At 35.0% G+C, this 13,692-nt stretch carries 6 protein-coding genes; all 6 read right to left on the bottom strand.

Annotation, left to right across the window (positions count from 1 at the left end):
• Window positions 1-32: 32 nt before the first annotated feature.
• Entirely contained in the window at window positions 33-911 is an 879-nt protein-coding gene (locus tag J2Y60_RS11910) for a carbohydrate kinase (RefSeq protein ID WP_309918156.1), read from the bottom strand.
• Between the two features lie 31 nt (window positions 912-942).
• Entirely contained in the window at window positions 943-2,271 is a 1,329-nt protein-coding gene (locus J2Y60_RS11905) for a sugar porter family MFS transporter (protein ID WP_309918152.1), read from the bottom strand.
• Between the two features lie 196 nt (window positions 2,272-2,467).
• Window positions 2,468-5,164: a substrate-binding domain-containing protein gene (locus J2Y60_RS11900; RefSeq protein ID WP_309918149.1), complete on the bottom strand. Its 2,697-nt coding sequence runs from the start codon at window positions 5,162-5,164 to the stop codon at window positions 2,468-2,470.
• A 155-nt stretch (window positions 5,165-5,319) separates the two neighbouring features.
• Complete coding sequence (locus J2Y60_RS11895) at window positions 5,320-6,852, bottom strand: glycoside hydrolase family 32 protein (RefSeq protein ID WP_309918147.1); 1,533 nt, start codon at window positions 6,850-6,852, stop codon at window positions 5,320-5,322.
• Between the two features lie 312 nt (window positions 6,853-7,164).
• Window positions 7,165-10,641 (bottom strand): PAS domain S-box protein, encoded by a 3,477-nt coding sequence (locus tag J2Y60_RS11890; RefSeq protein ID WP_309918144.1) that lies wholly within the window; start codon window positions 10,639-10,641, stop codon window positions 7,165-7,167.
• 339 nt (window positions 10,642-10,980) lie between these two features.
• Window positions 10,981-13,428 carry a glutaminase domain-containing protein gene (locus tag J2Y60_RS11885; RefSeq protein WP_309918141.1) on the bottom strand — a complete coding sequence of 816 codons (2,448 nt, stop codon included), beginning with the start codon at window positions 13,426-13,428 and terminating at the stop codon, window positions 10,981-10,983.
• Window positions 13,429-13,692 lie beyond the last annotated feature (264 nt).

Raw genomic sequence — 13,692 nt, 5'->3', positions numbered from 1 at the left:
AATTCAGGGAAGGAAATACAGTTAAATTAGACTTACATCATAGCCATTACTTGGGATTCAGAAATCTGAGGGGTTGCTCCTTGATAAGTAGCTACTAACGAGCCCATTGCACAAGCAAATCGTAAACTTTCAGCAGGATTTTTTAGCTGTAACAAATTCTTGAGTAATCCAGCTAAAAAAGCATCTCCGCTACCAATGGTATCTTTTACCTCAACCGAAAACCCTTTGTTTTGGTAAAACACTCCATCTTTCAATAAAATGGCACCATCTGCTCCTAAGGTTACACAGAGTGTTTGAATATCGAAACGTTTGGCTAAGGCCAACATGGCTGTTTCTAACGCTGGAGATTCGTCGTACCAACTGGCTATCAGAGCCAATTCATTTTCATTCATTTTTACCATATCGGCAATTTCCAAGAAGGAAGTTACCGTTTCCTCATTATAAAAAGGCGTTCTGAGGTTCACATCAAACACTTTGAATTTTGCCTGTTTTAGTAATGCTTGTAAGGTATTGGAGGTAACCTCACTGCGTGCTGCCAAACTACCAAAAATAAAAACATCTGTATTTTGTACTGCTGCTGTCAGGCTCTCTTCTGGTTGGATATAGTCCCAAGCTACAGGATGTACAATTTTGTATGTTACCTCATTTTGATCACTTACATTGGCCTTTACAACCCCCGTTAAATGTGTTTTGCCATGTTGAACTAATTCGGTAGATAAGCCTTTTTGGCTTATCACCTGAATCAATTCTTCTCCTAATTCATCATCGCCAACACGACTAATAATCAATGGGTTAAGTCCTAAATTTTTTAATTGAACTGCTACGTTCATGGGAGCTCCGCCAGCTTGCTTTCCAGTAGGAAGAATATCCCAAAGCATTTCGCCAAAGCAGATTATTTTTGGATTAGTCATTGTTTAAATAGATTGAAATAATAATTGTGTACTAATGCATTACGATTGTTTTTTCCATGCCTTCCAGAGAAGTTCCCTTGGTTTCTGGCATAATTTTCAATACAAACAATAGTTGCAAAACCATCATCGAAGCAAAGAATGTGAAGGTAACGCCCCCACCGAATGTCTCTGCAATGTAAGGGAACGTAAACGTGATGATAGCTGCTAAAATCCAATGCGTAAAACTTCCTAAGGCTTGCCCATAAGCACGTACTTCATTCGGGAATATTTCTGAGATAAATACCCAAATTACAGCCCCTTGCGAGAACCCAAAGAAGGCAATAAAGATGAATAAATAGAAAGAAACGTTAAGACCAATATTACCACTAAAGAAGGCCTGCGCTACTAATATCAACGAACCAATTAAGCCTATAGAACCCCAAAACATCAATACTTTTCTGCCGAATTTATCAATTAACGAAATGCCTAAAAGCGTTGATACTAAGTTGATTAAACCGATTCCTGCCGAAGAGAGAAGAGCGGAGTCTTTTCCTAAACCAGCCATTTCAAAAATACGAGGAGCAAAATAAATAATGGCATTGATTCCCGAAACTTGATTGAATACGGCAAATAATACTGCCAACATTACGGGCTTGCTATACGTAGGTTTGAACAACGTTGTAAAATTGCTTGAAACGCTAGTTGCTGCATGGCTACGTATAGCCTCAATAATTTCTTCTGAGGTTGTAGTGTCTATCTCCTCCAATGTTTTTCTAGCAGTTGCGACGTCTCCTTTTTTGAGAATTAGCCACCTCGGGCTTTCAGGAATGATAAAAACAGTTACTAAAAATAATATAGAAGGGAGTGCTTGTACACCTAACATCCAACGCCAAGCATTCTCGCCAATATCTGCTAACAAATAGTTAGAAAGATAGGCAATCAATATACCGAACACTACATTAAATTGAAACATGGCTACCAAGCGACCTCTTTTGTGGGCTGGAGCTATTTCTGAAATATACATGGGAGCAACTACAGAAGAAACACCCACACCTAGGCCTCCTAAAAATCTAAAAACCAAAAAGATACTCCAGTTGGCAGCATAGGCAGTACCTAAAGACGATAGTAAATAAAAGATAGCTACTAATAACAAGGTTATTCTTCTTCCGTATTTTTCAGCGGGTAAGCCACCAATTAAAGAACCTAAAACTGTTCCGATTAAAGCAATTGAAACAGTAACGCCATGTTCAACTACGTTTAGATTCCATAATTTTTGTAGCGTTTGCTCTACGCCAGAGATTACTGCGGTATCGAACCCAAAAAGGAATCCCCCTAAAGCTGCAGAGAGTGCCCACAAGAAAATTTTAATGTTTTGATTCATGGTTAACTTTTAATAAGTTTTTTGATGAACCAAAATTAGAAGAATATTATATGGATGTCTGTAAGTATTCTTTCAAAGAGTATCTGTATTGATACATTAATTTAACTTACTGAATAACAGCATTGTATGTAAAATTCACACACTATAATCAACGCTTGAATATAAGTATTGATACAGCGTTTCAATAAATGATACATCAAGAATTTCGCCATTCAGAAGGGGTTTGATTAGTCTTTTGTTTAAAGAAAGTGGTAAAGTAACTTGGATTGTTAAAACCAGTTTCATAGGCTACTTCGGCGATGGTTTTATCGGTTTCTTTTAAAAGTGCCTTAGCTTTTAATAATTTAAAATCACCAATATAATCAGTTACATTTTTGTTAGTCAACGCCGAAATCTTTCGGAATAATTGTACGCGCGACATTCCCAATTCTTTACTCAATTTCTCAACGGACAACGAACTATCGTTCAGATTCTTTTCAATCAATAATTCAAATTCTACTAAAAACTTACGCTCACTTTTTTGAATTTGACTAGGATTAGTAATTTCACTTGAAAAACGGCGACGCATTCTGTCTCTGTTTTCAAGTAAACCTTTTATTTTTTCTTCTAGCAATTGTTGATTAAAAGGTTTTGAAATATAAGCATCTGCCCCAGCTTTTGTACCTTCAATCTGGCTTTCCATTTGTCCTTTTGCTGTTAATAAAATCACAGGAATATGCGAAGTCCTGAAGTCATTTTTAATTTTTTGAGTAAGTGAAAACCCATCCATTTCAGGTAACATTACGTCACTGATGATTAAATCAGGAATATTATCCAAAATTTTCTCCCACCCTTTTTCCGCTGTTTCTACCGCAACGGTATTGTATGATTGATTGAGCTTTTGGGTGAGAAATTGATTTAAATCTTGATTGTCTTCTATCAATACAATGGTATTATCATGAGTCTTTGAACTGTTTGAAACGATAGGTATAACTGGCTCTATATTTTCGCGAGAATATAGACTTTTAGTTACTTCGGTTTTACCACTTTGCATTTGAACAAAAGGTAAAATGATTTTGAACGTAGTTCCTTTCCCTTTTTCAGATTCTACTTGAATATCACCTTGATGAAGGGAAACGAATTCACGTGAAAGTGCTAACCCTAAACCTGTACCCAAGGAAATATTCTGATTGCCCCGATAGAATAAATCAAATGCCCGCTCTTTTTCTTCTTTACTCATCCCAATTCCATTATCTGAAATCAATATTTCAATTTTCTCAATATTCTTCAATAATGAAATATGAATTAATCCACCGTTAGGAGTATATTTAAAGGCATTAGAAATGATATTGAATAGTACTTTATCAAGTTTTTCCGTATCAAAAACCATAGGCATTGTGCTAAACGGACAGATAAATTGTAAGTCTATTTGTTGAGTTTTTGCCTTTACATTGAAGTCGGATACAATTTCCTTTACAAAACTTACTAAATCTTGTTGACTTACTTCTAATTCCATTTTGCCAGCATCTACTTTCCTTAATTCAAGTAATTGGTCTACCAGACGTAGCAATCTATTCGCATTTTTATGAATTAATTGTAGCGCATATCTAGTTTCTTTGGCATCCACAGATTTCCGTTGAAGTATATCTTCTGTTGGGGTCAGAATCAGACTCAGGGGCGTACGAAATTCATGAGAAATGTAAGAGTAAAAACGTAATTTATCTTCGGTTGCTTGTCGGGCAAGTTGCGAGATACGTTCAATCTCATCTTTCTGTTCCAGAATCGCTCTATTCTGATTCCCTAGCATTTGATTCGATTTTTGTTTCTCTCGCAACAAGTACAACAATATTAACCCTAGCAAGAGTACCACTAATAAAAAAACTACCGTTAGGTAAAGCGTATTTTGTTGTGACGAAAAGATACGAGTTAGGTCTTTTATTCTTGTCGCTTGGCGTTTAATATCGTCTTCTTGTTCTTTTATTTTTTGATATTGTGCCAACATGATTCCTACATTCTCACTATCTATAATGGTAGTAAAAAGTTGATTCTCTTTATCAAATGGCTGTTTTTTCAAAATTTTAACAGCCGTTTTGATCGCCTCTTCTCCGCCAGTAGGATACAATATAGTAGCCGATAAAATACCTTTACTGACCAAATCAATTCCTTGATTATCGCCGTATAGGCCATCGACACCAATTATTTTTTTATTCAACCCCAAGCTTTTACAAACATCCGCTACCATTAGTGCAAGCCTATCATTATGTGCAAAAATCAAATCTATATCAGGATGTTGACTGATAATAGCATATACTTGATTCTGGAAATTTTGAGGTTTACGGGCTGAAAAGACTGATTTAACAAGCTTTAGGTTAGGATAATGATTAATCGTTTTTACAAATCCTTGGTGCCTGTCGATAGTCGGAGAGGTTTTTGCACCTTCTCCTACTACAAAAATATTACCTTTACCATTTAAAATAATGTTAGCGTATATCCCTGCATTTTGACCTATCAATTTATTATCTGCCCCTACAAAGGCCGTATATTTTTCTGATGCTGTTTTACGGTCAACAATTACTACAGGAATACCAGCATCATATGCTTTTTCTATGATAGAAGTCAGGGGTTTGGCTTCATTAGGCGATACAATGATTAAATCTACTTTTTGATTAATAAATTGTTGAATTTGTAAAATCTGCTTATTACTACTTCCATTTGCATTAGAGATAACCATATCAATATTATTATGGAAAGTAAGTTCACGTTCCATTCCTTCAATCATAGTCTTCCGCCAATTGTCGCTCATAGTACACTGCGAAAAACCAATATGAAATGTTTTTTCATCTTTACTGCTCTTACAAGCATACAGCATCAAAACTATGCAGATTGGCACTAATATTTGATATATTTTTCTCATGTATTTAAGATTAAGAGATGGTATAAGCTGATTTTGTTTCAACAATTAAGTATTTAAAAGGCGTAAAAATAGCTAGGCTTTATAAGCAGAAAAAGATAAACTGCTGGATTTTATTATCCAACAGTTTATCTAGTTGTACGCTACATCAATGAATTTTATTTCCAGCTTCTTTTTAAGTTCCAGACTTTCAGTGATTTTACCTTAATAGGTGCTCCTGAAGTTTTAATGTTCATTTTTGTATAATCTTCGTTCGGAAAGAAAATTTCCGTCATAACTGTGGTACCATCATCCGCAAATAATTCGGCTGAGGATACATCAAAAAATAAATGCATTTTGATGATATTACTGTCAGACAATCTTGGAGCGATATGAATTTTTGCTGCAAAATCATTAGAAAAATCCTTTTTACCTGACTTTGTTCTATCGCTAAAAAAGGTATTCTTTTCGCTGTTATAGCCAATTATATATTTTTCGCCTTTAGCATTAGATATTTCAATACTAACGATGTCATTTGGCTTAGGTTTTTCAAATGCTAATTCCACTTCTGATAAAGTCGGAACAAAACCTAACTTAGTGTTTAAATCTAAAGAATCTTTTATCGTTACATTACTTACCTGCAAAGGTTTTTTTGCCAAATTTCTTAGTGATTGAAGTTCTTTGACTGGTGTTGACGCAAGTCTATATCCTTGGCTTGTCGCTTTCAAGGTCAATTCTCTTGGTAATGTAGTAGCACTTCTCCATTGAGTAGTTGGAACAATATTAGCATATTGCCAGTTACTCATCCAGCCGATTAAGATTCTTCTACCATCCGTTTTAGGAATATCTGACCACGTCACGCCTGCATAATTATCTTTGCCATAATCTAACCAAACTCCATTTCCATTCATCACACTAGGCTTGAAAGACTCGTCCAGTACAAATGTTTTGCCATCAAACTCACCAATAAAATACTGTGTTCCTGAACCACCGTTTAGGGCACCAGGATTTATATTGACAATCAATACCCACTTGGTAATCTTACCGTCTTTTAAAGGAAACAAGTCTGCACATTCCCAAACACCACCATGATTTCCCCATTCTTTGCCAAAGCTTCCTGATTTTGACCAGTCTTTTAAATTCTTTGATACCCAAAATTCATGATGATCTTGTACGGCTAAAGCCATAACCCATTGCTTACGCGCTTCATCCCACGATACTTTGGGGTCTCTAAAATCACGGATACCTTGATTTTTGATGACAGGATTGTTGGCATATTTTGTCCACGTACGACCTTTATCATTACTATACGCTAGGCCTTGACTTTCAAAATCATTTTTCCCAGCTTTTTCAGCTGCCATATTATGATAAGTAAAAATAGCAATTAGTGGCGGCTGATTGTTTTTGCCAAAACCACTTGTATTATTCCAGTCTACTACAGCACTTCCAGAAAAAATATAGCCTAAACTATCAGGATATAGGGCAATTGGAAGGTTTTCCCAATGTGTTAAATCTTTACTAATAGCATGCCCCCAGTGCATTGGTCCCCAAACACTTTGGTCTGGAAAATGTTGATAAAACAAATGATATTCTCCTTTATAAAAGAACAGCCCATTGGGGTCATTCATCCAAGCCTTTGGTGGAGAAAAGTGATAATTCGGGCGGTGTTTTTCATGATATAAATCCTTATTTTGTCCTAATCCTTTCTGCATAACAAGTAACATTAGGGCAACACAAAATATAGTTATACGTTTAAAAGTTTGAAAGTAACTCATTTTTTCCATCATTAAATAGTGAAGTAAACGTAAGACATAGATTTATGCCTTTGACTGATTCAAAATTATCACTCTTGTTTTTTAAAATGATGTATTAATCTTTCCAAAAATTCCAAATTTGATACAATTTATAATACATTGTAAATCAACCTATTGTCAATATGCAAAGCCGCAACGATATAACTATTGTTACAAAAAATTAAATAATGTTACTATAAAACAAAACGGTTGTTGAGTTTTATCAATATCTTAATTTAGCCGAGGGGTAATACTCAGTGCTTCATAAGGAAATTTCAACGTAAAAGTTGTCCCGATTCCTTCTTGACTAACAAAGGAAATCTGCCCGCCCAACTTATTAGTAAACTCTTTAGTGATAGTCAGTCCAAGCCCTGTGCCTTCGATATGTAAAACATTGTTTGCCCGATAAAACAATTCAAACAAATGTTCTTGGTCACCCAAAGGAATTCCCAAACCATAGTCTGTGACAACAATGTGATAGCAATCAGGATGAAACAATAATGTCAGACTTGGATTCTTTGAACCCAACGAATATTTAAAGGCATTATTTACCAAATTGCTAATAATATGATTTAGAAACGAGGTATTTGAAAGAATCTGTTTATGCTCTTCTGGCAAATGTATTTCTAATGTTCGATTATCGTTTCTATCCGAATAATATTGTTGATTGATATCATTAATCAACTGGACAATATCAATGAGTTCAAGGTTATATTCTTTGGTATTTACGGCGGTTTTTTCAAGCAATAATATATCTCGCAACATTTCGGTGAGGCGATTTGACTGAGAAACAATCTTATTGAGATGAAGTTTTATTTTTTCTTTCAATTTTTCATCCTGCATCATATCTACATAGATGCCTAATATGTCAATCCCACTTACAATAGTAGCGATAGGTGTTCTGAACTCATGAGAAGCGAGAGCTGTAAATCTAGTTTTTAGGCTATTGATCTCTTTCTCTTTTTCTAATGATAGTTCTAATTGTTTAAGCTGTTTTTGGGCTTCTTCAGCAATTTTTATTTCAGTAACGTCCCTTTCTATCGCTATCCAATGAGTAAACCACCCTGTTTCGTCAGCCACAGGAATGACAGTAAAGTTTATCCAAAACTTCTCTCCATTTTTCTTATAGTTAATAATAGTAATTTCAGCAGTCTCCCATTCTCGCAATGATTTGCCTAAACGAGACAACTCATTTTTGTCAGATTCTGGTCCCTGCAAAATACGAGGACTTTTTCCAATTACTTCTTCGGCCGTATAGCCTGTCATTTTTGTAAAAGCCTCGTTTACATATATTATTCTTGGGCCAGGAAAATCAAAAGGCTCTGCTTCTGTAATCATTACTGCATCCTTGGTATTTACCACTACAGATTCCAGTAATTTTAATTGTTGTTCCTTTTCTTTTTGCAAAGTAATATCCCTCATTGCACCTACCATCCTGATGGCTTTTCCATCAGTGTCTCTAATGGTAAAACCCTTGTCCATTACATACGCATAACTTCCATCAGCGCGTCGATAACGATATTCATCTTCCCAATTATTGATATTATCATTATTTTCAATAACTATCTTAATGCCTTTCGTAACCCTCGCTACATCATCAGGGTGAATGTTTTTAATCCAAGAGTTAGCAATAGAAGAGAGCTGTTCATAGGTATGTCCAAATATATTCAAATAGCCCTCTCCCCAATATATAGTTTGATCTCGTAAATCCCAATCCCAAATTGCATCAGATGTTGCTTTTGAAACAAATTTGTATCGCTCATTGCTTTCAACAAGTGCTCTTTGTGCATTTTTCTGTTCGCTTATATCTTGAACCGTTCCTTCAAATGAAATAATTTTTCCTGTATCGTCTTTAATAGGTTTACCAATTTCATGTATCCATTTTATCTGTCCATCAGGTAATATGATTCGATATGCTATATCAACTACCTTAATTTCATTCAATGCTTCTCTCTGTTTTTGAAGGAACATTGCTATATCGTCTGGATGTATAGTATTGACAAAAGATTCAAAATTTAGGTCAAAAGAGTTTTTGGAAACTCCCCAAAGTGTATAGACTTCATCAGACCAATATAAATGTTGTTGCTCGATATTGACTTGCCAATACCCTAATTTGGCGATGTTCGTTGCAGTACGAAGTTTTATTTCGCTGTCTTTTAATTCTTGTAATACACCTTCTTTTTCTGTTACGTCATTTATTTGTACAAACGAAACCCTTCTGCCATTGTAATCCATTAAATGACCAATGACTTCTACTTTTAACAACTCATTATTTTTTGTTTTATGAATCCAGATTCGTTTGTGAATTTTACCATACGTTTCTTCCTTTTGAGTTGCAGCATATAATAATGGTTTTTCAGATTCGGGCCTTATATCTAAAATAGTTAGTGACAACATCTCTTCGCGAGTATAACCATATTTTAGGAGTGCTTCCTCATTACATTCAACAATTTTTAATGTCTTGAAATCCCAGATAAACATGGGCGAAGGATTATTATCAAATAGATATTTGTATTGTTTAGCAGATTCTACTAAGGCAGCTTCACTAGCTTTTTTCTCTGTAGCATCTTTGGCAACACAATAATGTATATTCTCTACGGCATCCCAACGACTAGACCAAACCATCGGGACGATACTACCATCTTTTCTGACGTAACGGTTTTCGAAATTAGTAGTTTCGATACCGCTTTTAATATCAATACCACTTTGATTGGTAACATCACGGTCATCCTCATGAACAAGATTTATGAAATTAGTACCAATAAGTTCTTCTGGTTTATAACCCCAAATTTTAAAACAAGCAGCACTTATTTGTACAAAATTACCGTCTCCATCTATTGTACAGATAATATCAAGCGAAGAATCCATGATTTTGTTCAATTCATCTTTTGCTTTCTGTAAGGCAATTTGCTGTATTTTTTCATCTGTGATGTCTTGAAATACACCAAACAATTTTAAAGGATTTCCTGCTACATCTTTAATAATACTTCCTCTGGAAATGATATGTTTTATGGTATTATCTTCTAACAAAAATCTTTTTTCAATCCTATATTCTTTCCCCGATTGCATAGTAAGTTGCATTTCTTCGATAGCCATTCCTCTATCATCGGGGTGAATTATGCCTAATCCTTTTTCTAAGGTTACTTCAAATGCCTGAGGTTCATAACCACAAATACTAAACACTCCATCAGACCATTGCAAATCATTAGTAACGAGGTCTAGTTCCCAAGTACCAAATTTTGAAATAGTTTCAGCTTTTTTAAGTAGTTCATTTCTTTTGTCAATGATAATATTTGCCTCTGCTAGTTGCTGATTTAGAATAAATTGCTCCGTAACATCTATCACTGAATGCATGATAGAAATAATCTCCCCTTTATCATCAAATACGGGGGCATGTTCTATCTCCCAATATTTATTTTGGGTAGCTGAATTATTTTCCTGAAAGTCATATTGTTTACCAGTTATTTTATGAGGCACTTTATACTTGGTAGCTTCTTGCAATGACTGCTTTAATTCAGCTATCGTGGTAGCATCCATCGAAAATATTTCATAAACGCTCTTGCCTATTAAATCAACAGCTTTTAGCCCACAAATTTTGGTGTATGCATCACTTATTTCAATAATATTAAAGTCTTGATTATTACTTGATAATAACAAGATTGGCAAAGGAAGAGTTTTGAGTAGATGGCGGGCGAGAATGGTACTCATATATTTATATATTAATATTAAAAAATGGTCAAAATAAATAATATTGACGGTTATTATACTATTCCAAGAATAGTGCCATTATGGACAATAAAAATAAATAATTGTATTATTTTATTATTTTGTTTCTATCTCAAAAGTAGTTGATTGTTTTGTAAAATCAGCATATAATCTGTTCCTTGGAAAAACAATTAATAATATATATCACAATGTTATAAAAAAAGATAGGGACTTATTCAGATTTGAATAGTCCCTATGCTTAGGTTAAGTATAAAATGGTTAATTGTTTCTAACTACGGGTAATTTTAGCCATGCTAAAAATTGTTTATTGCTAGGCTATTTTTACTTATTCTTCATTTTTTGCTCTAGCACCTTCATAAAGTAGCCCCCCACAACGCTTCTTGCTTGAAAGCCAACCATTTTTCCAGTAGTGGTTTGGTGCCAGTCGCTAATAGGAACCCTAGACGATGTTTTGATGGCATAATCAAACATTGGGTTTACCAACGCCTCAAAATCTTTGTAGTCGTTTGCCAATACTGATGTCCAGATTACCCAGTCAGATTTAGTATAAGTAGCTCTGCTATCAAGTGGCAATCCAAACTCATTTTGCTTAGTTAAATAAAACTTCACTTCCGTATCAAATACTTCTTTCGGGAAATAATTTAAGTTCAAAACCTTGTCCCAAACCAAGTTATACTTTTGGCTCCATGTCCCTTTTTTATCAAAAGTTAAGGCATAGTGGTCGCCATCCTTTGCCATCTCCATCCATTTTACCACAAAGCCTTTGGTAATTGAATCGTATTTTTGGAAAGTAGCTGTTTCGCCCATTTGTTTGGCCAACTGTGAAAAAGTTTCAAGTGCTACAATCGCCTTAGCAGAAAGGTTGATATTGCGTGCTAAATGACCTGCAAAATCATCTGTACACAACTGATTAGCAGGGTCGAAACCATCTTTGGCTAGAAAGTCAGCCCAAATATTCATTGTTTTCCAATGTTTTTTGGCATAGTCTATATTCCCTTCAGCTTTACAAATAGCCCCTACCAGAATCATCATGTTGCCACACTCTTCTACAGGCATATCTTCACCATAGGTTTGTCCGTTAGCAAGTGGATAAGTCCCTAAATCGTGAGCTGGGAAAGGTTTTGTCCATTTGCCACTTTCGCTGTAATAAAAAATTCCATTTAACATCCCTTTCAATAATTCAGGATTATAAACCAAGAAAAGAGGAGCAGAAGGATAAGTTACATCAACAGTATTGATAGATCCATTACTAAAATTCTCTTTTGATAAAAATAAAGTTTCTCCTTCTGGGCTTTTTAATAATTTATGTGCGGCAATACTCTGACGATAGGCCAATTCGCATAATTTGGCATATTTTTCTCCTCCTGCTTTCAAAGCATCATTATGAATCATCTCATTAATACTTTGGCATTTTTTGATGATTGAAGTATATTCTTGTGATGCTAAGGCAAGTTGCTGTTCCATAGTTGTCTGTCCATTTGTATTCCACCAAGGACGCAGGTTTTTGCCAAAATATTGAATTGAATACAAATCGTCATAGCCTAACATAATCAGCTGTTCTTTTCCTGAACTTGCGATTTTACCCATGTCTACAATTGTATTGAGTACTAATTTTTTACCTGTCAAAATATCTTTAGTAGCTGCTTGAAACGGATTTGGTAAAGTATTGGTGATAGATTGTTTCACATTCGTTCCTGTGGGCGTTGCTACATAGATATAGCCCCAGTCAATACGAAGGTCATCCCCTTTTTTCTCTAAAACAGGTTGTTCTATTGTCCCAGCTTTTAGAATACTCAGGTTGTTACTGTTGTATTTCTGAGCATTAATTTGTTGCGAACTTGTATTAGCTGCAATATCAGTAGAAGCGCCTAGATACAGTTTCACCTGATGTACAGCATTATCATTCGACTTTACTTTGACACTAATGTATGAAACTGGTCTGGCTAAAATATCTAGGTCGTTAATTAATAAAGGAGATGTGAAAGTAACAGTAAGGTCTGTTTTACCACAAGTAAATTCATAAATAGTCTGTGTGGCATTTAGCTTTACACTTTTTTGTTGGGCAAGGTGCATACTGTTATTTGCGACTGGAATATTCTTCTGAACAATACCGAAGTCCAATAATGCCTCCCCTCCAGTATTGATTACATGAATTGCAAAAACGTTTTTTCCTTTCTTCAATTTACTTTTCATGTCATTCGACATAGGCAAATACAGATATTTACCTGCACAACAACCTGCATCAAAAATCAACGCTCCATTCAAATATACCTTTACGTTATCATCGTGTTGAAGTTTCAAGATGGGGTCTTTTAGGTTAAGCGTTTCTAAGGTAAATTCACGACGAACCCAAATGTCCTTACTCAACCATAAGGTTTTGGAAACCCCTTTGGTATTTCCAAAAGGTGCTAAACCATTCTTCCATTGACTATCGTCAAAATCTGGACTCATCCAATTTGCAGACGGAGTGGTTTCTGTATATTTTGTAGCATAATTTACTTCATCACCAGCAGGAAGTATTGCTTTGTAGCTAATAGGTTCGTCCCCTAAAAAACGGTAGGTTTGTCCATCTACATTCAACATACCGATTAGCGAATGGTCAGTGCCTGTCCAGTGTTTGGTAGGCGAAGCATTCAAATTGTCGGTGGTTGACCAAATACTAAAATACGGATCGTGTGTAATGAGAGGATAAGCTGGAGCTTTGGTACTTTGGGCAAAAGTCAAGGCTGTTTTACAAAATACCAAGCCTAAAAGAATCAGTTTTTTCATTATGTTAAATTATTGAATATATTAGTCAGCTACCTAAACAAAGGACTTGAAGAGATGAGTACAAAATTAGACTTTCAATCTTCCATACCCAATTCAATAAGTATCATTATTTCTTCAAAATGTTTCATTTCATATTGCCTGTCTTATAATTTCTTACCTTTATATCACAAAGACAATCTTTCATTATTAGCGTCTATTTTACTATTTGAAAAAACAAAAACATATATCATTCCTTTTACGAGCCATCGCAATTTTGTCGTTTTG

It is taken from the genome of Arcicella sp. BE140, from assembly GCF_031456255.1.
In the GTDB taxonomy this organism is placed as follows: Bacteria; Bacteroidota; Bacteroidia; order Cytophagales; family Spirosomataceae; genus Arcicella; species Arcicella aquatica.
Note: the sequence above shows the minus strand (reverse complement) of the source record. Positions and strands in the feature narration are given on the sequence as shown.